Here is a 19,231-nt window from a genome sequence, read left to right as displayed (position 1 = left end):
CTCTCGCCCCGGCCGACGCGACCTTGGCGCAACCCAGGGGGAGGTGTTCGAAGCGGACCTCTGCAGGGCTTCATCAGATAGAGATCACCGAGATGGGGATAAACCGGAGGCTGCCTCGACTATTGCTCTGCTTTCGCCGCCGCGAGGATCGCGGCCTCTACCGGCGCCCAGGTGGGGTCCGCAGGCGAAAGCATGTTGAAGTGGCCCGCATTCTCCAGGGTGATCACCGTGGCCTTATCGCCGGCCGACTGTGCGGCTGCTGCATAGGCTTGCGCGGCTGAAGGCTCCAGCACGACGGAAGCCACCATGAATTGAGGCACGGCCAGAGGCAGCCATTCGATCGGATTTGCCTGACGGTAGCGGCCCGCCTGTGCGTCAGGAGCGCCCCCGAACAGGTTGACGAAGATCGGGCGGCCGCAAATATCCTTGTCGAACCCGTACAGGGTTCGCAGGTCGCCTGGGCCGTCGATGGCGACCGCGGCGGAAACCTTCAGTGGATCAGCGCCGCGGACCTCGCTGTCGGCAGGCAATCTGGGACGGGCCGCCAGCCACAGGGCAGCGTGGGCGCCGGCCGAATGTCCCACCGTCACCACATGCTTCAGGTCCAGAGGCTGGGTTCGTGCCAGCACCCTCAAGTGATCGAGCGCCGCTCCCCAATCCTGGAAGGTCCCAGGCCACCCGCCGCGGGTGTCACCAACCTGTCGATACTCTATATTCCATGTCGCCACGCCCTTGTCCGTCAAGGCGCTCGCCAACGGCGCCGTGCCTGCCAGTGTCTCATAGCCTTTGGTCCAGCAGCCACCGTGAATGACCATGACGACGGGAAACGGGCCAGGACCTGCAGGCAAGCGCAGTTCACCGATCTGCAGAGGATCAGGACCATAGGCCTCGACGAGCGTCGGAGCGGTGACGGGAAGGGCGTGGAGTTGGGGCGGTCCGATCAGCGCATGTTGGTTATCCGACGGCGTCTACGCCCAAGCGGTGCTCGTGACAATCAAGACTGTAGCCAGGCCTAATGAACGGTATCGCATGATCTACCTCTTTCATGCATCTTCCCGCTCCGACGTTACCAGCCAGTTCGTCAAATGTGAGAAGACAGCGATTCGTCATTAGATAACATGGTTCGCTATATTCTTTTCGGAAACACCATTCCGTCATCGAGTGGGCAAAGCGATAGATGAAATCCCGTTTCTGGCGCAAAGCATATGGCGGCTATGCGCGATCACGGTAGCCTTGATCATGGAAGTGATACGTCAGGCGACCAAAGAGCTATCTAGATTTCATTGTCGTCGTGAATTGCGGTTTCAGAGGATCGTGGGTTTTATCTCACTTGGCTATCCATGCTTCGACCAGCTTGACCGCATCCTCTACTGTTTTGACCTCACCGGCGGCTTCATCCGGGATAGTGAGTCCGAATTCGTCTTCAAGCGCCATCACAACTTCCAGCACATCGAGACTATCCACGCCGATGTCATCGTAGAAAGACGAAGCAAGGGCAATCTGATCCGGATAGACGCCGAGCTGACGGCTAATGATCCTGAAAACTCGGGGAGCGATTTCTTCCATCACAAAGCCCTCGCGCGGACACTATCGGCTAGGAAACAGGGCAGATTCTCGTAAACTCAATCATCGCAGAGCAACGATATTGTCCTGCGGCCAGTAAATTCATCATGCCTTGCTGAGCATTTTCTCGGCGCTCGTTTTCACAAAATCCGAAATCTGTCCTGACATCATTTTGAGGAACAGCGGTACGCTGACGTCGCCGCGAATCTCGCTATCCTCAATGTCGAGTTGCACCGGGATATTCTGCCCCATCGCCCCGATGACCAAGTGTAGTGCGTAGTCCGATACCCACTCGGAACTGAGCGAACCGCCTCCCGGGATATGCGCTGCCAGCTTGGGCAGGCCGGCCTCGATCCTGCTCTTCGCTTCGATTTTACCAAGGCTGTGCGGGATAACGACTTCCATATCTTCTTTCCTGTTCAGGCCGCCCGATCGACGAGCAGCAAGGTCGATGTCGCGGAGGCATAGAGTTTGCCGGCCATGTCGATCAGACGCGCCTCGGTATGCGCCACCCTCTTGCCCATCGACACCACCTGGCCGATTGCACGGACCATCCCGACCCTGTCGGTCAAGGGCGCATGATAGGCGACCTTGAGTTCGAGCGTGACGCAGTTGATGGGCACTTGGGCCGCGGAGTTCGCCGCGATGCCGCAGGCCGAATCCAGCAGCGTCGCGGCATAGCCACCATGGGCGATGCCCATGAAATTGTAGGTCTGCGAGGTGGGCGTCGCGACAAAGACGACCTTCCCCTCCTCCGCCTCAAGCAGATCGATGTCGAACAGGTCCATCATGGGCGGCCGGGTGCCGGCCGCCATGAACTGTTCGATCTCTTCCAGACCGGTCATCGCTTACCTCAAAGCTTTTCGGTCAGTTCAGGAACGATCTTGAAGAGGTCGCCGACCAGGCCGATATCGGCGACCTGGAAGATGGGCGCGTCCTCATCCTTGTTGATCGCGATGATGGTCTTGCTATCCTTCATGCCAGCAAGGTGCTGAATCGCACCCGATATGCCGACGGCGACATAGACTTCCGGCGCCACGATCTTGCCGGTCTGGCCGACCTGAAAATCGTTGGGCGCATAGCCAGCATCGACCGCCGCGCGGCTTGCGCCCACACCCGCGCCCAGCTTGTCGGCCAGCGGATCGATCACGCCATGAAACTGCCCGGCCGAGCCCAGCGCTCGCCCGCCCGAGACGATGATTTTGGCCGAGGTGAGTTCCGGGCGCTCGGACTGGGCGATCTCGGCACCCACGAAGCTGGAAAGTCCCGCATCCGTGCCCGTCGCAGCCTCGATACTGGCCGAGCCACCCTCGCGGGCCGCCTTCTCGAAGGCTGTGCCACGCACCGTGATAACCTTCTTTGCATCAGACGACTGGACCGTCGCGATCGCATTTCCCGCGTAGATGGGACGCGTGAACGTGTCAGCGCTTTCCACCGACAGGATGTCGCTGACCTGCATCACATCAAGCAAGGCCGCCACGCGCGGCGCGATGTTCTTGCCATTCGAAGTGGAAGGCGCCACGAACGCGTCATAGCCGCGCATCAGGTCCGCGACGGCCGGCGCGACATTCTCGGGCAAAGCGTGTTTGAACGCCGCATCGTCGAACGTTACGACTTTGGCGACACCCGCGACCTTCGCAGCAGCCTCGGCCACGCCGCCGATGCCCGCACCGGCAACCAGCAGATGGACCTCACCAAGTTTGGCAGCGGCGGTGACGGCCGATAGCGTCGCATCCTTGACCGACGCATTGTCATGTTCAACCCAGACGAGCGTATTCATAACTTATTCTCCGAGAAATCCGCCCCCGCTTCATCTCTGTGCGCACAGGATGAAGCGGGGTGCGCCGTCACTTGCATGGGAGAGGTTCGGCAAGTTCGGCGCGTTTGAAAGTTTATCAAATCGCCATTTCCTTGAGCCTGGCGACCAATTCATCGACGTCGGCCACCTTGATGCCCGCCGAGCGCTTGGGGGGTTCGGTCACCTTGAGCGTCTTGAGGCGCGAGGCGATCTCAACACCGAGATCGGCCGGCGTCTTCGTCGCCAGCGGCTTGGATTTGGCCTTCATGATATTGGGCAGGCTCGCATAGCGCGGTTCGTTGAGACGCAGATCGGTCGTCACGATCGCCGGCAGTTTGAGGCTTACGGTCTCCAGACCGCCATCCACCTCACGGGTCACCGCGACAGTCTCGCCCGATACTTCGACCTTGCTGGCGAATGTGCCCTGCCCCCAACCGAGAAGGGCTGCCAGCATCTGGCCGGTCTGATTGGCATCATCGTCGATGGCCTGCTTGCCGAGGATCACCAGGCCCGGAGCCTCCTCGGTGGCGATGGCCTTCAGGATCTTGGCGACGGCGAGCGGCTCGACCTCATCGTCAGTCTGGACGAGGATCGCGCGGTCGGCCCCCATGGCGAGCGCGGTGCGCAGCGTTTCCTGCGCCTTGGCGACGCCGATCGACACCACCACGATTTCGGTCGCGACTCCCTTTTCCTTGAGGCGGATAGCCTCTTCGACGGCGATCTCGTCGAACGGGTTCATCGACATTTTCACGTTCGCCAAATCGACGCCCGTCCCATCCGCCTTCACGCGCGGTTTCACATTATAATCGATAACCCGCTTGACGGGCACAAGCACCTTCATGGATCAATCCTACTCTGATTGTAATGCCGCCTGATATTCGGCAATGAGTCTCTCACAGATGGATCGGGCCGGTTGGACGGCAGTGGTAGCGCCGACACCGTGGCCTGCCGACCAGATCGTCTTCCAGGCCTTGGCCTCCTCCGAAACCGAAAGCGCGCCATGTGGCTCAGGGAGAGTCGCGGCTTCCAGCGAGGGCCGGAGAAAATTGGCCCCGACGCCGGTGACCCGGTCCGTATAGACGATATCCGCTGGTCCGGCCCCGATCACCATGTCTTTCTGTGCCGGCGAGGCGAGACTCTCTTCCGACGCGATGAAGTGGGATCCGATATAGGCAAGATCGGCCCCCATCATCTGCGCGGCCGCGATCTGGTGGCCGCGCGTGATGGCGCCGGAAAGCGCCAGCGGCCCCTGGAAGAAGCGCCGTATCTCGTCAACCAGTGCGAACGGGCTCATCGTGCCGGCATGTCCCCCCGCGCCGGCAGCGACCGCGATCAGACCGTCGACGCCAGCTTCGAGCGCCTTTTCCGCATGACGCACGTTCGTCACGTCGTGAAAGACCAGCCCGCCATAGCCCTGAACCACCTGGACAAGATCCGCGACGGCGCCGAGCGAGGTGATGACCAATGGCACATGGTGCCGAACGATCAGTTCCAGATCGGCGTCGAGCCTCGGATTGCTCTTATGGACGATGAGGTTGACGCCGAAGGGCGCCGCTCCCGGCATGGGAGCCAGCCGCTCCTCGATTTCATCCAGCCATTCACCGAAACCTTCGCTGGTCCGCTGATTGAGCGCCGGGAACGTGCCAAGCAGTCCCGCCTCGCAGCAACTGACGACAAGGTCCGGTCCCGACACAAGGAACATCGGCGCAACGATGGCTGGAATGGCCAGCCGCTTTTCGAGGCTTGCCGGAAGCGTCAAAACACGTCGTCTTCCAGCGCCATCAGCGACTTCTTGCCCGCCTTGATCGCCAGGAAGCTGGCCGTCGCCTGCGGCAGGATGCGCTCGAAGAAGAACGTCGCCGTCTTGATCTTGGCATCGTAGAAGCGCTTGTCCTCGCTGCCGAAGAAGAGCTGCAAGCCTGCAATCTTGGTCGCCTTGGCAAAGCAATAGCCCATGGCCACCAGGCCCATCAGACGCAGATAGTCCGCCGACGCCGCGCCCGCCTCTTCGGGATCCTTGAGTGCCCGCTGCGCGACCGTGGCCGTCGAAAGCTGCAGCGCCCCGAACGCCTTGGCGAGCGCCTCGACCATCGGCTTCATCGGTCCGTCGACGTTGTTTTCCTCGATGAAAGCCGACACCGGATGGAAGAAGCTGCGCAGATAGCGGCCCATATGGGCGCCGAGCTTGCGGCCGACGAGATCGAGCGCCTGAACGCCGTTCGTCCCCTCATAGATCATGGTGATCCGGGCATCACGGGCATATTGCTCGACGCCGCTTTCGCGGATGTAGCCGTGGCCGCCATAGCATTGGACAGCGAGGTTCGCACTGTCGAACGCAAGGTCGGTGAAGAGCGCTTTGACGACGGGGGTCATGAGCGCGATGAAGTCACTCGCACGCTGGCGCACTTCGGGTTCGGGAGAATGTTTTTCCGCGTCCAGCGCGCGCGAGACCCAGGCCGAGAGCGCCCGGCACCCCTCATTATAGGCCCGCATCGTCATCAACATGCGGCGAACATCGGGATGGACGATGATCGGATCGGCAGCCTGTTCGGGATATTTGGGGCCCGAGAGCGCCCGGCCCTGAATACGGTCCTTCGCATACCAGGCGGCCGCCTGATACGCGGCTTCACCGACACCGAGGCCCTGAATGCCGACAGAGACGCGCTCAGTGTTCATCATCGTGAACATGGCGGCCATGCCCTTGCCCGGCTCGCCGACCAGCCAACCGGTCGAATCGTCGAAGTTCATCTGGCAGGTCGCCGACGCCTTGAGACCCATCTTGTGCTCGATCGCGGCGCAGGCGACGCCGTTCGATTGACCGGGAGTGCCGTCCTCCTTGGGAAGATATTTGGGAACGAGGAACAGGCTGATGCCCTTTACGCCCTTGGGGGCGTCGGGCAGGCGGGCGAGCACGAGATGGATGATATTCTCGGTCAGGTCATGCTCACCGGCGGAGATGAAGATCTTGGAGCCGGTGACCTTGTAGCTGCCATCGCCCTGCGGGACCGCGCGGCTGCGCAGGAGCCCGAGATCGGTACCGCAATGAGGCTCTGTCAGGCACATCGTGCCGGACCATTGACCGCTTACCATCTTGGGCAGGTAGGCCTGCTTGAGCGCGTCGCTCCCATGGCCCTCGATCGCAGTGGTCGCACCATGGGTGAGGCCCGGATAGAGGCCGAAGGAAAGGTTGGACGAGCAGATCATCTCTTCGACCAGCTTGTTGACCGCTTCCGGCAGCCCTTGCCCACCCCATTCTGGATCGGATGCGAGCGCGGTCCAGCCACCTTCGGCGAATTGCTTATAGGCTTGCGCGAACCCCGCCGGCGTCCGCACAACGCCGTTTTCCAGATGGCATCCTTCCTCGTCGCCCGACCGATTGATCGGCAAGAGCACGTCGCGACAGAAGCGCGCCGCCTCCTCGAGGATGGCATCGGTCAGATCCGGCGTGAACTCCGCCAGCGCGGGAATGTCCCCGAAGCCGTCATCGGCATGGAGTTCGTTGAGCACGAAGCGCATATCGCGCAACGGGGCGTCATAGACTTGCATATTTATATCTCCTGACCAGTCGGCCCTCGGGCCGCCGGCCGCCAATCAGTTACGCAGCGGCTTGCCGGTGACGAGCATCTGCTCGACGCGCGCCTGGGTCCGCGGGTCGCGCACCAGTTGCATGAAGGCCTTGCGCTCGAGCGCCAGCAGATCCTCTTCGGTCACGATGTCGATCAGATCCTTCTCGCCGCCCGTCAGGACGTCGGCGAGCGCGCCGGACACGACACCATCGTAGGAGGTTGCGAGGCCACGGGCCTGGAAGCCTTCGACAGCCATCGAAAGAGCGGACTTGCCTCCCGCGCCAGGCAAGCGGAATTCCGGAGCCACGGGCGGTTTGTAACCGTCCGCCAGTTCCAGTGCCTTCGCCTTGGCATCCGCCAGCAGGCGGTCGCGGTTCATCGTGATGCCGTCCGACGGACGCAGGAAGCCATGCTCCTTCGCCTCGGCGGCCGACTTTGCCACAGTGGCCGTCGATACCGTCTCGAACACCTTGGCAACGGCCGGCATCGGCCCCTTGGGCATGCCGGGACTGGAGCGCCAGCGATCGATCATTTCACCGCATCCGCCCCAGCCAGGGATCAGGCCCACGCCGCACTCGACCAGACCCACATAGCTTTCGGCATGGGCCTGCACGGCATCACTGTTGAGCAGGATCTCGCAACCACCGCCCAACGCCATGCCGGCCGGCGCGCTCACGACCGGGAACGGCGCATATTTGAGCGCCTTGTAGGCCTGCTGCCCGCCCGCGACGAGCTTTTCGATCTCGCCCCATGCCGCGATGTTCAGCGCGAACAGGGCAAGGCCGAGATTGGCGCCGGCAGAGAAATTGCTGCCCTCATTATAGACGACGAGCGCCTTGAACTTGTCCTGCACGACCGGGATCGCCTGACCGATCAGCTTCATCACATCGCCGTCGAGCGCGTTCATCTTGCCGGTGAACTCAAGGCAGGCAACGCCGTCGCCGACATCCCAGAGTGCCGCCGAGCCATTTTTGAGGATCGGCTGGCTATGAAGCTTGATGTCTTCCAGCAGCAGCACGCCCTCGGGCCGCACGACATCATGATAGTCGCCGGCGGCATCGAGATATTGCCGACGGCCGTCCTGCACCCGGTAGAATGGCCGATCTCCGGCTACCTTGAGGATCGCGGGAACATCCCGCCCCTCGGCCGCCAGCCGTTCGGCGAGCTTGCCCGGCCCGAGGCGATCGATCAGTTCGAACGGCCCGAACTTCCAGTTGTAGCCGAGCTTCATCGCGTCATCGATGCCGACGATGTTGTCCGCAGCTTCACCGACCAGACTCGCGGCATAGGAAAGAACCTTGCCGAGAATTTCCCAGGCATAGGCCCCGACCTTGCCGGGCGCAGCAACCAATGCTGCCAGGTCCTTCTCGGCCCGGCCCGGCAAGGAAGCCGGCTTCACCGATACGCGATATTCGCCGGTCGCGAGATCGAGCGCTTTCTTGGTCTTCGTCGCCTTGTCGAACGCGTAGAAACCGCCCTTGCCCTTCCGCCCGGTAAAGCCTTCCGCGATCATCCTGTCGACGAGCGGCATCGGCCTCACCGTGTCGAAATAGGCGTCACCTGCCGGCAGCGTCGAGGACAGGCTCTTCGTGAGCAGCGGCATGAGGTCGACGCCAACGAGATCGACAAGGCCGAAAATGCCGGTCTTGGGCACGCCCATCGGCTTTCCGCCGATCTGGTCGGCTTCCTCCACCGTCAGCCCCTGGTCCATCGCGGCATTGATCGCGACGGCCAGCCAGTAGGTACCGATGCGATTGGCGATGAAGCCCGGCGTGTCCCGCGCCGGCACGATGCGCTTGCCGAGCTTTCGATCGACGAAATCCGAGACGCGCCTCGCCACAGCCGTATCAGTGTCGGGGCCGGTCACGATTTCGATGAGCCGCATGTAGCGCGGCGGATTGAAGAAATGGGTGATCAGGAAGTCCTGTTTGAACTGATCGTCCCGCCCCTCGACCAGATGGCCAAGCGGAATCGTCGAGGTATTGGACGATACCGCCGTGCCCGGACGCTTGAGCTGCTCGAGCTTGGCGTAGAGCGCCTGCTTGATGTCGAGCCGTTCGACGATCGCCTCGACGATCCAGTCGCATTCGGCCACCCGCTCGAGATGGTCGTCGATATTGCCCGTTTCAACGAGCTTCGCCGCAGCCTTCGACATGAAGGGCGCCGGATCGGTCTTCAGCATCTTCGCGACCGCACCCTTCGCCACGGCGTCACGATCGCCGCCCTCCTTGGGCACGATATCGAGCAGCAGCACCGGCACGCCGGCATTGGCGACCTGCGCTGCGATGCCGGCGCCCATGACGCCTGCGCCGATCACGCAGACCTTTTTGATGGTTTCCGGCGGGGCGCCGACTGGCTTGATGGCCTGCTCGCTCATTCCGCCGCCTCCAGCACGGTGGCGATGCCCTGACCGCCGCCGATGCACTGGGTGGCAAGCGCATAGCTGCCGCCTTCGCGCTTCAGCAGAGCCGCGGCCTTGCCCACGATCCGCGCACCGGTCGCCCCCAGAGGGTGGCCTATCGCGATGGCGCCGCCGTCCAGATTGACCTTCGACTGGTCAAGCCCCAGGTCGCTGATGCAGGCCAGTGACTGGCTCGCAAAGGCTTCGTTGAGCTCGACAACGTCAAGCTGGTCCACACTGAGCCCCGCCCGCTGCAGCGCCTTGCGCGAGGCCTCGACCGGTCCGATGCCCATGATCTCCGGCTGGCAGCCAGAGACAGCAACCGACTTGATGCGGGCAAGGATCGGCAGTCCATGCGCGCGCGCATAATCCTCGCTCGTGACCAGGATTGCGCTTGCGCCATCGGTCAGCGGCGAGGACGTTCCCGCCGTTACCGTGCCGTCCTGGCTGAAGGCCGGCTTCAGCCCGGCGAGGGTTTCCGTCGTCGTGCCGGCACGCGGCGTGCCATCCTTGTCGACCACGCCCGCCTTGGTCGTGATCGGCACGATCTCGGCCTCGAGCTTGCCGGCCGCGATAGCCGCGGCCGCCTTGTCCTGACTGGCGACCGCAAAGGCTTCCTGCTGGGCACGGGTGATCTGATATTTGGTCGCGACATTCTCCGCCGTGTCGCCCATGCCCATATAGGCGGCGCTCTTCTTCGCGAGCTCGGGGTTCGGCAGCGGATTGAACCCCATCATCGGCACGCGGCTCATCGACTCCACGCCCGCGCAGATGAAGGCCTCGCCGGCGCCAAGCTGAATCTGGCCCGCAGCGATGTGGACCGAGCTCATCGACGATCCGCAGAAGCGATTAACGGTCATGCCGCCGACAGAGAGCGGCAGGTCGGCGAGAAGACCGATAAGGCGCGCGATGTTGAAGCCCTGCTCGCCTTCAGGAAAAGCGCAGCCCAGCACGATATCCTCGATATCTTCGGCCTTCACGCCGGTCTGCTGAATCAGTCCGCGAATGACCTGAGCGGCCAGATCGTCAGGGCGGACGCGCGCCAGCGCGCCCTTGCCTGCCAGGTGAAAGGGGGACCGGGCATAGCCCGCAACAACCACATTACGCATCGATGATAGCCTCTCCAGGGAATCGGACATCTGATTACCTAATGGTGCGTGAAATGACGTTTACGTCAACTAAAATCTTTGGCACCCTTCTCACGCCGTCGAGGGAATCGTCATGCACCGGTTCCCGGGAGGCTTGATATCGGAGGTCTTGGCCGAGGAACGTACGGATGCTCGCCAGTGAAAAACCGCGCACTCTCATCCCGGCGATGATGCTCGCGCCCGTCTTATCGACGGCTGCGCCTCTCCCCAAGCGCCACTGCACCTGTTTTCGAAGGCGCACACATGCGATTTTCTGAGCATCCCCTCCGGCGTCAGATCGTCGGCGAAATGCATCTGCGCCGTTTTCCTGCACTCGAATTGCCCGCCATGGCATTTCAGACGGTTCGCCTGGTCGATGAGAATGACCGGGAGAAGGAATGGCTGATCCTGGAGCAGCGATGTGCCTCTGGACTCGATCGCAACCTGCGCCACCTGGAAACGGAGTGGTCCGCCAACGGGCGGCTGGCCTGGGAAAGGCACAGTGAAGCGGTCACCACGACGCTAACGTCAACCTCGGTCAGCGCGGACGCGCAGTTCTGGTCTGCTCCCAACGTCGGCCCCTTCAGTGATACCTTGCAGTGGATGGAAACGCTGCCGGGCCTGGTCATCCGCGCAACCCACATCGTCGTTGTGGCGAACGATAGCTACGCCGAGCCGGTTGTCGATCGGGCCGACTTCCATCCGGGCCATCTCGTCTCCTGCATCATCGGGGATAGCGTCCGGATCTGGAGCGACTTTCGCATTCACGCCGGCGGCTACGGGCGCCTGGTCGTTGCCGCGAACGGGGCGGCTGACGGCGAAGTGTCGCGTTCCATCCAGCGCATTCAGGAACTGGGCAATTATCGCAATCTTTCCTTTCTTGAAGGCACGCACAGATCAATAGCTTGACGGCGTCACACACGAACACGCCCGAACCCTGACGACGGGGCCAGCAGCGCCTGACCCCTCCAATTCGCACACAACCTAATAGGCATTTTGATGACGCATTGAGCTATTGACTTACCTATACGTCATCTAGATGGTTATGGGACGCTGATTTGCCGCATATTGGCTCCAGACGTGAAACAGACGGTCGCCTGAAGGCGCGCGGAGAGGAACAATGTCGATCATTCTGACACTACTGGCTTCGAGCACTGCATTGCCCGCCGACACCGTTGTCGGTCGCTGGCAAACCGAGAGCCGTCATGGCGTCGTGGAAATCACCCGCTGCGGGCAATCGATCTGCGGTGCCTTGATCAGTTCCGACGGGATCAAAGCCAACCCCGAACTACGTGACGAAAAGAACAAGACCGCTGCGTTGCGCGGTCGTCCGCTTCGTGGATTGCAGATTCTGCAGGGTTTTACGTGGAAGTCGGGCAGTTGGTCGGGTGGTTCCATCTACAACGCTGAGGATGGCGGTACATACAGCGCGACGGTCACGTTAGCCGATCGGGATCATTTGCGCCTCAAGGGCTGCATCGTCTGGCCCCTGTGCAAGACGCAGACATGGACGCGCCTCCGATAAGCACGAGGAATTTGACAATCACGAAAGGGGAGATGGGCGTGGCAGGCAAAAATTGGAAAGTTGGGATCGCAACATCGGCCGTGGCGGCTGGATTGCTCGCGCCGCAAGCCGCGAGCGCGCAGGCCTTTTACCTTCAGGAACAATCGTCCAGAGGTGCCGGACGAGCCTTTTCGGGCGAGGTCGCCGACCAGGGCGTACAGTCCCTCTGGTGGAATCCGGCTGCGATCGCAGGCATGGAAGGAGTCGATGCCCACCAGGCCGTAAGCGTAATCCTTCCCAAAGGGTCGGTTGACAATGTCAACACGCTCATTGTCCGTCCCGGGCAGTCGGCTGCGGCTGTAGGCGGGAGCCAACGCTCTCGTGATCCGATCAATAATGGCGTACTACCCTCCGGCGCGATAGCCGTCGGCCTGACATCACGGCTCGCTTTGGGGCTGACCGTCGCCTCCCCTTATAGCTTCACAACCAATTATGATGCCGACAGCTGGGCACGGTATAGCGCCGACAAGACCAAGCTGCGAACATACGACATCCAGCCATCGATCGCCTACCTCGTTACGCCAAATCTCAGCATCGGCGCCGCGCTTAATATCGAATATGCCGACGCATCATTGTCCAACTATCTGCCGAACCTATCGCCTCTTCTCGCCGACGGCCACCAGGAGCTGAAAGGCAATGGTTGGGATCTTGGCTGGTCGGCCGGGCTGCAATATCGCGCCGGCCCCATGCAACTGGGCGCCAGCTACAAGTCGAGCGTGAAGCATAATCTCGACGGTTCGGTGACGACGACCGGTCTTCTTGGTCCGCTCGCCGGGCAAAACAGCGTAGTGAATGCAAACGCCACGTTCGAGACCCCCTGGCAGGCGATCTTCGGAGCGCGCGTGGCGGTGTCGCCCAAGGTCACCCTCAACGGTCAGGTGACCCGCATGGGTTGGTCGAAATTCGACGCTATCCGGCTCGGCGCGCCGCTCAACGTTTCAATCCCGGAAAATTACCGGGACACTTGGAGCTTCGCAGGCGGCATCGATTACGCGGTCACACCAGCCTGGACCGTTCGTGCCGGCGTTCAACACGCCCAGACCCCGACGCGCAACGGCAATCGGGACGCTCGAGTGCCTGACAGCAACCGTTGGAATTTCGCTGCCGGCACAAGCTATGCCGTGTCTTCCCGGTTCACGCTCGATGCGGGCGCAGCGTATATTACGTTCAAGGATACGACTATTGATCGCACGACAGCGGCCTATGCCGGCACGGCCGTGCAGACGCCGATCCTGATGGACGGCAAGCTCGAGGACGCGCACGCCGTCGTGCTGTCGCTCGGCGGACGTTTCCACTTCTGATGCTGGAGATCGCCATGCCCCAGCCCGCCATCAGCGCCTTCCCGTCGATACCGGAACCGGCAATTCCGCCACGGCTCCTGACCGACCTCCTCGACAATGCGTTGAACCTTTATCCCGAACGCGTCGCCATCGACTTTCTCGGGCGAACCTGGACTTATGCGCAGGTGGGGCAACTCGTTCGTCGTGCAGCACGTGGATTGCAGGATCAGGGGCTGCGCAAGGGCGATCGGTTCGGCCTGTGCCTGCCGAACTGCCCCTATTTCGTGATATTGTACTTCGCCGCGCTGCGCGTGGGTGCGATCGTGGTCAACTTCAACCCGCTCTACACGGAGCGCGAACTGGAGCATCAGATCCGGGACTCGGGAACGCGCATGATGGCGGTACCGGACGTCCGGATAATCCACGAGAAAGTGCAAGCCGTCGCGCCACGTGCCGGGCTGGACAAGATCGTGTTGTGCGGCATGAGGGATATGCTGCCCTGGCTGCAAGGCCTGGGCTTTGCGCTATTCAAGCGAAAAGACCACGCGCGGATACTCGACGAAGGCCTTCATGTCCGGCTCAAGGCGCTTCTCGCCCATGATGCCGAACCTGACGCGGTAGAACGTCACCCTGATGATGTCGCGGTCCTTCAATATACCGGAGGCACAACCGGCGTGCCCAAGGGCGCAATGCTGACCCACGCCAACCTCACGGCGAACAGCGCCCAGATGGTGGTGCATGTGGGAGGACTTCGCCCGCAGCAGGAGAGAACTCTCGGCGTCCTGCCCATGTTTCACGTCTTCGCACTCACGACGGTGCTCAACTTCTCAGTCGAAATCGGCGCCGAAATCGTCCTGCTGCCACGGTTTGAGATGAAGCAGGTTCTCAGGACGATGAAGCGCAAGCCGCCGACACAGTTCTTCGGCGTGCCTACGATCTATGTTGCCCTGAACGCGCTTCCGGACGACGAGATACCCGATCTCTCGGCCGTGCGCGCCTGTATATCCGGCGGCGCACCGCTCCCGCTCGAGGTACGCGAGGAGTTCGAGGCACGCACGCGTGCCAGGGTCGTGGAAGGATATGGGCTCTCCGAAACCGCCCCGATCATCGCCTGCAACCCGTTGTTTGGGACGGTGAAGGACAATAGCTGCGGCCCAAGTTTCCCCGGCACCATCATCGAGATCCGAGATCCGGAGAATCCCTCGCGGGTTCTTCCCCAGGGAGAACGCGGAGAAGTGTGCGCCCGCGGCCCTCAGGTGATGAAGGGCTATTGGCAGCGCCCTGCAGAAACCAGTGCTGTCTTCGTCGATGGCGCGCTACGAACCGGCGATATCGGCTATTTTGATGAGGATGGCTATCTCTTCCTCGTCGACCGCATCAAGGACATCATCTTCTGTGGCGGATATAATGTATATCCCCGGATCATCGAGGATGCGGCCTACCAGCACCCGGCGGTAAAGGAGGCGATCGCAATCGCGATTCCTGACGCCTACAGAGGTCAATCTCCCAAGTTGTTCATCGCGCTGCACGAGGGATCGAACCTGACCGTCGATGAACTCAAGGTCTTTTTGCAGGATCGCCTCAGCAAGATCGAGATGCCCAAGGCCTTCGCATTCCGGGACAGCCTGCCCAAGACGTTGATCGGCAAACTTTCGAAGAAGGATTTGATCGAGGAGGAGAACAAAAAGCTCGCCTGAGCCTCTATCCCCTGTCAAGCTACGAGGCTTATGCGCTTGAGTGGTAGGGTAGCCGTGATTGGAGGACAGGGAGTGGATGGCATGGGGAACTCGCTCCACCTCGCCGAGGACGATGAAACGCTTAAGGACGCGGATCGCGACAACCCCACGCACAAGGGGAGAACCCGCGCAAAGGATGCGGATTTACAAGTGTACGGCATCCAGGATGTCGCTCAGGAACTCGGACTGACACTTCGCACGCTACGCTTCTACGAAAAGGAGGGGCTTATCGCCCCTCAACGGGTAGGCAGTACCCGGGCATATTCCAGGCGTGAGATCGGACGCATACAGCTGATTTTGCGCGGCAAACGCCTTGGCTTCTCCATCAAGGAAATCAAGGAGTTTCTCGATCTCTACGATGCCGATCCCGAGCATAAGGAGCAAATGGAGCGATTGATTGCCCGCATCCGGGAAAGGTTGGTCGACTTGAAGACGCAGCGCTCTGCGCTCGACCTGACAATCGACGAGCTTACAACCATCGAAGTGGAAGCGATGGCAAAGTTGCAGCGATAATTTGGTCATCCCATTCTCTAACCGAGCGGTAACGCTTGATCGCGGCGCCCCCGATCCAATTAAGCCGTCAAGCGACGAGCGCCGCGCCGATCGCTAAGGCCGCCCCAGAACCGGCCCCGTCGTCGAGCTGCGACCAAGCCTGCCATCACCCGCTCACGCGTGAGCGCGCGTTCATATTGGGCGAGCGCGCCGAAGAGCGAAAACAGCAATTCACCATGGGGCGTGCTTGTGTCCATCTGCTCCGTTAGCGATCGGAAGGCCACACCTCGATTTTTCAGATCGGTTATGATCGCCAGAAGATTGGTCAATGATCGCCCGAGACGGTCGAGTTTCCAAACGACCAAGGTGTCGCCGGCCTTCAGGAATTCGAGGCAAGTGACCTGCCCCCCGGCGGTCCCTCGATCATAACGAGAGTCTTGCGGTTGAATATTCCGGTATGCTCGCCTGCACAAGCGCGCCGGGCGTGATGCTATCGTCCTGCACGAACGTCCGACGCGCTTGTGCAGGCGTTCGATTTCCCAACGATGAGTGGGGGCGAACATGGTTGTAGTCGTAGCGCCAGATGGCCAGCTTCCGGCGGGCGTCAGCCAAGCTGTCGAACAGCTCCTCGTTGAGCAGCTCATCGCGCAATGAGCCGTTGAAGCTCTCGATGAAGCCGTTCTGCTGGGGCTTACCGGGATCGATGTAATGCCACTCGACCTTGTTCTGGCTGGCCCATTGCAGGATCGCCCGGCTCGTAAATTCAGTGCCATAGCACATTGGGAAGCGGCCCCTCGAAGGGGCGCACTGCCTTGATGAAGGCAAGGGCGCGTAGCGCCCGCAGGCTTCATCAAGGCGGTCATGATCGGCCCGCAGGTCTCTAAAGTGAAGTTGTCGACTCAACCCTTTGGAGACAGACCGACCATGACCAAGCGTAGCTCTAATCCCACCGACGCCGTGCTGGTAGCCATCGATATGTCCAAACACCGCCAGGAGGTCCTGATCGAACGTCCAGAAGGCGGACCCCGACGTCGCATGACGGTGATGGCGACAAAGGCAGATTATGATCGCCTGGCCACGGATCTTAGCGACATCGGGCGTCCGATCATCGTCGGCTTCGAGGCTACTGGTAACTACCATCGCACGCTGGCGCATCGCCTGCTGTCCGCCGGCTTCGAGTTGCGCTTGATCTCGTCCGTTGCCTTGGCTCGAACGCGCGAGGCTCTGCACAATGGCTGGGACAAGAACGATTCCAAGGATGCGCAAGTGATCCTGCACATGCTGCGGATTGGCGCCACCCAGCGATACGTCGATCCGCTCGCCGCCGGGATCAACGACCTGCAGGAGATGTCGAAGACGCATGAAGCCATATCAAAGGCGAAGACCCAGGCCTGGCATAGGATCCTGACCCACTACCTGCCGCTGTATTTCCCGGAGATCGAGCGTTTCGCCGGCAACAGCCGGTCTGACTGGTTCCTGGCGCTGATCGAACGTTTCCCGACGCCGGGGAGCATCATCTCGATCGGCCGCGAAGCCTTCACTGAACAGGCCTGGCCGTTGATCGGTCGCAAGGTCTCCAAGGCCCGGGTAGTCAACGATATCTATGAGACCGCCTCTGCATCGATCGCGCTGCCGATTGACGAGGATTCCACTGCGATCACGATGTTCCGCATGGTCGTCGCTCAGGCTCGTACCCTGATCCAACAACGCAATGAGATTGAGCGGATCGCCCATGACGCGCTGGCCGCGAACCGCGATTATCAGCTTCTGCGGATGATCCCAGGCATCGGACCGATCAATGCCCTGACGATCCTTGCCGAGGCCGGTGATCTGCGCCGCTTCAGCCATCATCGCCAGTTTCTCAAGTTCTGTGGCCTCGACCTCGCTACCTGTCAGTCCGGTATGTTCCGCGGTCGGACCAAGCTGTCAAAGTATGGCAATGCCCGGTTGCGGCGTACATTCTGGATGGCGACGCAGGTCGCGATCCGCCAGCGCGACAACAGCTTCCGCGATAAGCTGGGGCGCTATGTCGCCGGGTATCCCAACGACCCCGATCGCCGTCGCAAGGCGATGACCGCGCTCACCGCCAAAATGGCGCGCGTTGCGCATGCCGTCATCAAGACGGGAACCGAGTACCGTCCGTTCGTCGAACGGGCGGACACCAGATGGAAGGACCCCTCTCTGTGCAGCCGTGAGGGCGCTACCGCGACCCTGTAGATAATGTTCGGGCCTTCCATCTGGCATCCGTATCTCATTTTAAGGACGGTGAGGACCACGACCCACGCGGCTGCTGGATCCTGTGTTTGCTATGGCCGAGAGCGCATTCCTTGACGATGGAAGCCATCTGGATCATAAAAATCATCAGCGCCGATTACACTCGGCGCAACGAGACCTGCTGGCCTTTGCCCGCTGCTGCTTCCCTACATAGGACGTTGTCACTGACAATGCAAGCAGGTTTCCCGTGCAGGCGAACCAGCGCATCCAGTTCGCGCGCCACCCGAGCTCCCGAGATGCTGGTGTCCGCGGCCAAGCACAGGTTCTCCCGGCAGCAATCATCGTTGATCGCCAGAATCCTGAACTTGCGCGACGCACCAAACGTATCGGCGACAAAGTCCATCGACCAGCGGTCACCAGGACGAAGTGCTCCCGGCACCGGCGTCCGGCTGCCTCGGGCGCGCTTGCGGCCGCGTCGTCGGCGTATAGACAAGCCTTCTTCCCGATATAGCCGGTAGAGCTTCTTGTGGTTCATGCTCATGCCCTTGCGCTCCAGCATGACGCCGATCCGGCGATAGCCGAACCGACGGCGCTGCCCTGCGATCTCCCGCATGGCTTCGCGGATCGCTCCGTGGTCCGGCGGGCGTTCGCGCCTGACCGTCTTGGGATCGACGCCAATCAGCACGCAGGCCCGACGCTGTGAGACCTGGTAGTCCCGCATCACGCCGAGCGCCACGTCGCGCCGCTGGCCCGGCGTCGTCAGCCTTTTCCCAGCAGGTCCTTCAGGATCGCGTTGTCCAGCATGCTGTCGGCCAGGAGCCGCTTCAGCTTGCCGTTTTCGTCCTCCAACTGCCGCAACCGGTGGGCGTCCGATACCTCCATGCCACCGTACTTCGCCTTCAGCTTGTAAAAGGTCGCCGTGCTCAGGCCGTGCTTGCGGCAAACCTCCACCGTCGGAAGTCCGGCCTCCTGTTCCTTGATCATCCCGATGATCTGCGCCTCGGTAAAACGGCTCTTCCTCATGCGTCTGCTCCTTCTCGTGGGCAGACTCTACATCAGAATGAGGGATCCTTCGGGGGGCAGGTCACAAGCCTTCAGGCCGGGACGATCATCCCGGGCGCCCGATGCCTTGTCGGAATAGAGATGGCGCTCATCGACACCTGCGGCGAGGAGGGCATCGCGTTGAAGGTCAACCGACTGACGGTCATCGACCGATGAGACACGCATGTACCCGATGAGCATGTGCGACAAACCCTGAAATTGATGTTGTCGCGCACTAGATCAAAGCGACAGGGTTTGTCGTGCAAAATCAACCATGGTTGTCGAGGCGTAGCCTGGTTGCGATGCTACCCTGTCGGAAAACATGTGATTGCCGCCTACCGGAATAGCAGGCAAACTCGGTTAACTATTTGCACTTCCCTGCTGCAACGAGAGCCGCACGATAGCGGCGACCATGTTCGGCCCGCCATGCATTCGCATTCGCGGTTCCC

16 protein-coding genes and 4 pseudogenes are annotated in these 19,231 nt (G+C 61.4%); 6 read left to right on the top strand and 14 right to left on the bottom strand.

The genetic code is table 11. The features are described 5' to 3' along the window. Nucleotides 1-119 precede the first annotated feature (119 nt). The 10 genes from ACUCV3_RS14610 to ACUCV3_RS14565 all read right to left on the bottom strand — a co-directional run bounded on the left by ACUCV3_RS14610 (nucleotide 120) and on the right by ACUCV3_RS14565 (nucleotide 10,437). A complete protein-coding gene (locus ACUCV3_RS14610; protein ID WP_482240708.1) occupies nucleotides 120-848 on the bottom strand; it encodes an alpha/beta hydrolase family protein in 729 nt (242 codons plus the stop codon). Between the two features lie 478 nt (nucleotides 849-1,326). Next, nucleotides 1,327-1,566, bottom strand: a complete 240-nt coding sequence (gene acpP, locus ACUCV3_RS14605; RefSeq protein ID WP_004206981.1) for an acyl carrier protein — start codon at nucleotides 1,564-1,566, stop codon at nucleotides 1,327-1,329. A gap of 102 nt (nucleotides 1,567-1,668) precedes the next feature. Beyond that, nucleotides 1,669-1,968 (bottom strand): polyhydroxyalkanoic acid system family protein, encoded by a 300-nt coding sequence (locus tag ACUCV3_RS14600; protein WP_004206980.1) that lies wholly within the window; start codon nucleotides 1,966-1,968, stop codon nucleotides 1,669-1,671. A 14-nt stretch (nucleotides 1,969-1,982) separates the two neighbouring features. Next, the gene (locus ACUCV3_RS14595) at nucleotides 1,983-2,408 is read right to left on the bottom strand and encodes a PaaI family thioesterase (protein ID WP_004206979.1); all 426 of its coding nucleotides are present in this window, start codon (nucleotides 2,406-2,408) and stop codon (nucleotides 1,983-1,985) included. A gap of 8 nt (nucleotides 2,409-2,416) precedes the next feature. Continuing rightward, on the bottom strand, nucleotides 2,417-3,343 hold the full coding sequence (locus ACUCV3_RS14590; RefSeq protein WP_004206978.1) for an electron transfer flavoprotein subunit alpha/FixB family protein: 927 nt from the start codon (nucleotides 3,341-3,343) through the stop codon (nucleotides 2,417-2,419). 115 nt (nucleotides 3,344-3,458) lie between these two features. Further along, complete coding sequence (locus ACUCV3_RS14585) at nucleotides 3,459-4,202, bottom strand: electron transfer flavoprotein subunit beta/FixA family protein (protein ID WP_004206977.1); 744 nt, start codon at nucleotides 4,200-4,202, stop codon at nucleotides 3,459-3,461. A gap of 9 nt (nucleotides 4,203-4,211) precedes the next feature. Further along, on the bottom strand, nucleotides 4,212-5,120 hold the full coding sequence (locus tag ACUCV3_RS14580; protein ID WP_025290593.1) for an NAD(P)H-dependent flavin oxidoreductase: 909 nt from the start codon (nucleotides 5,118-5,120) through the stop codon (nucleotides 4,212-4,214). Further along, a complete protein-coding gene (locus tag ACUCV3_RS14575) occupies nucleotides 5,117-6,907 on the bottom strand; it encodes an acyl-CoA dehydrogenase C-terminal domain-containing protein (protein ID WP_025290592.1) in 1,791 nt (596 codons plus the stop codon). The genes ACUCV3_RS14580 and ACUCV3_RS14575 overlap by 4 nt, the downstream gene beginning before the upstream one ends. 45 nt (nucleotides 6,908-6,952) lie before the next feature. Beyond that, on the bottom strand, nucleotides 6,953-9,304 hold the full coding sequence (locus ACUCV3_RS14570; protein WP_025290591.1) for a 3-hydroxyacyl-CoA dehydrogenase/enoyl-CoA hydratase family protein: 2,352 nt from the start codon (nucleotides 9,302-9,304) through the stop codon (nucleotides 6,953-6,955). Continuing rightward, a complete protein-coding gene (locus ACUCV3_RS14565) occupies nucleotides 9,301-10,437 on the bottom strand; it encodes a thiolase family protein (RefSeq protein WP_004206969.1) in 1,137 nt (378 codons plus the stop codon). Before ACUCV3_RS14565 ends, ACUCV3_RS14570 begins: the two co-directional genes overlap by 4 nt. Nucleotides 10,438-10,719: 282 nt before the next feature. On the opposite strand from ACUCV3_RS14565, the gene ACUCV3_RS14560 reads away from it, so the two are divergent. The 5 genes from ACUCV3_RS14560 (at nucleotide 10,720) to ACUCV3_RS14540 (ending at nucleotide 15,548) form a co-directional block, all read left to right on the top strand. After that, nucleotides 10,720-11,364 carry a DUF3422 family protein gene (locus ACUCV3_RS14560; RefSeq protein WP_099233883.1) on the top strand — a complete coding sequence of 215 codons (645 nt, stop codon included), beginning with the start codon at nucleotides 10,720-10,722 and terminating at the stop codon, nucleotides 11,362-11,364. 211 nt (nucleotides 11,365-11,575) lie between these two features. Further along, nucleotides 11,576-11,980, top strand: a complete 405-nt coding sequence (locus ACUCV3_RS14555; protein WP_026109759.1) for a DUF2147 domain-containing protein — start codon at nucleotides 11,576-11,578, stop codon at nucleotides 11,978-11,980. Between the two features lie 32 nt (nucleotides 11,981-12,012). After that, nucleotides 12,013-13,320, top strand: a complete 1,308-nt coding sequence (locus ACUCV3_RS14550) for an OmpP1/FadL family transporter (protein WP_036526777.1) — start codon at nucleotides 12,013-12,015, stop codon at nucleotides 13,318-13,320. Nucleotides 13,321-13,334: 14 nt separating this feature from the next. Further along, nucleotides 13,335-14,996: a long-chain-fatty-acid--CoA ligase gene (locus ACUCV3_RS14545; protein ID WP_284114337.1), complete on the top strand. Its 1,662-nt coding sequence runs from the start codon at nucleotides 13,335-13,337 to the stop codon at nucleotides 14,994-14,996. 81 nt (nucleotides 14,997-15,077) lie between these two features. Next, nucleotides 15,078-15,548, top strand: a complete 471-nt coding sequence (locus ACUCV3_RS14540) for a MerR family transcriptional regulator (protein WP_017503287.1) — start codon at nucleotides 15,078-15,080, stop codon at nucleotides 15,546-15,548. A gap of 59 nt (nucleotides 15,549-15,607) precedes the next feature. Here ACUCV3_RS14540 and ACUCV3_RS14535 read toward each other — a convergent pair whose 3' ends face one another. Both ACUCV3_RS14535 and ACUCV3_RS14530 read right to left on the bottom strand, forming a co-directional pair. After that, nucleotides 15,608-15,892: a recombinase family protein gene (locus ACUCV3_RS14535; RefSeq protein ID WP_482240707.1), complete on the bottom strand. Its 285-nt coding sequence runs from the start codon at nucleotides 15,890-15,892 to the stop codon at nucleotides 15,608-15,610. Between the two features lie 58 nt (nucleotides 15,893-15,950). Then, nucleotides 15,951-16,298: pseudogene (locus ACUCV3_RS14530) on the bottom strand (integrase core domain-containing protein); the annotation flags it as partial. 153 nt (nucleotides 16,299-16,451) lie between these two features. Here ACUCV3_RS14530 and ACUCV3_RS14525 point away from each other — a divergent pair. Beyond that, nucleotides 16,452-17,748, top strand: a pseudogene (locus tag ACUCV3_RS14525) (IS110 family RNA-guided transposase). Between the two features lie 210 nt (nucleotides 17,749-17,958). Here ACUCV3_RS14525 and ACUCV3_RS14520 read toward each other — a convergent pair. Continuing rightward, nucleotides 17,959-18,764 (bottom strand): annotated as a pseudogene (locus ACUCV3_RS14520) (transposase); the annotation flags it as partial. 63 nt (nucleotides 18,765-18,827) lie between these two features. Continuing rightward, nucleotides 18,828-18,983, bottom strand: a pseudogene (locus tag ACUCV3_RS14515) (recombinase family protein); the annotation flags it as partial. Nucleotides 18,984-19,231: the final 248 nt, after the last annotated feature.

Source organism: Sphingobium sp. VMM (assembly GCF_056790315.1).
Note: the sequence above shows the minus strand (reverse complement) of the source record. Positions and strands in the feature narration are given on the sequence as shown.

Coding starts and splice junctions, on each gene's coding strand:
- acpP (WP_004206981.1), bottom strand. CDS start 1,566: ATGGAAGAAATCGCTCCCCGAGTTTTCAGGATCATTAGCCGTCAGCTC.
- ACUCV3_RS14545 (WP_284114337.1), top strand. CDS start 13,335: ATGCCCCAGCCCGCCATCAGCGCCTTCCCGTCGATACCGGAACCGGCA.
- ACUCV3_RS14570 (WP_025290591.1), bottom strand. CDS start 9,304: ATGAGCGAGCAGGCCATCAAGCCAGTCGGCGCCCCGCCGGAAACCATC.
- ACUCV3_RS14560 (WP_099233883.1), top strand. CDS start 10,720: ATGCGATTTTCTGAGCATCCCCTCCGGCGTCAGATCGTCGGCGAAATG.
- ACUCV3_RS14600 (WP_004206980.1), bottom strand. CDS start 1,968: ATGGAAGTCGTTATCCCGCACAGCCTTGGTAAAATCGAAGCGAAGAGC.
- ACUCV3_RS14575 (WP_025290592.1), bottom strand. CDS start 6,907: ATGCAAGTCTATGACGCCCCGTTGCGCGATATGCGCTTCGTGCTCAAC.
- ACUCV3_RS14585 (WP_004206977.1), bottom strand. CDS start 4,202: ATGAAGGTGCTTGTGCCCGTCAAGCGGGTTATCGATTATAATGTGAAA.
- ACUCV3_RS14565 (WP_004206969.1), bottom strand. CDS start 10,437: ATGCGTAATGTGGTTGTTGCGGGCTATGCCCGGTCCCCCTTTCACCTG.
- ACUCV3_RS14540 (WP_017503287.1), top strand. CDS start 15,078: ATGGGGAACTCGCTCCACCTCGCCGAGGACGATGAAACGCTTAAGGAC.
- ACUCV3_RS14550 (WP_036526777.1), top strand. CDS start 12,013: ATGGGCGTGGCAGGCAAAAATTGGAAAGTTGGGATCGCAACATCGGCC.
- ACUCV3_RS14555 (WP_026109759.1), top strand. CDS start 11,576: ATGTCGATCATTCTGACACTACTGGCTTCGAGCACTGCATTGCCCGCC.
- ACUCV3_RS14595 (WP_004206979.1), bottom strand. CDS start 2,408: ATGACCGGTCTGGAAGAGATCGAACAGTTCATGGCGGCCGGCACCCGG.
- ACUCV3_RS14590 (WP_004206978.1), bottom strand. CDS start 3,343: ATGAATACGCTCGTCTGGGTTGAACATGACAATGCGTCGGTCAAGGAT.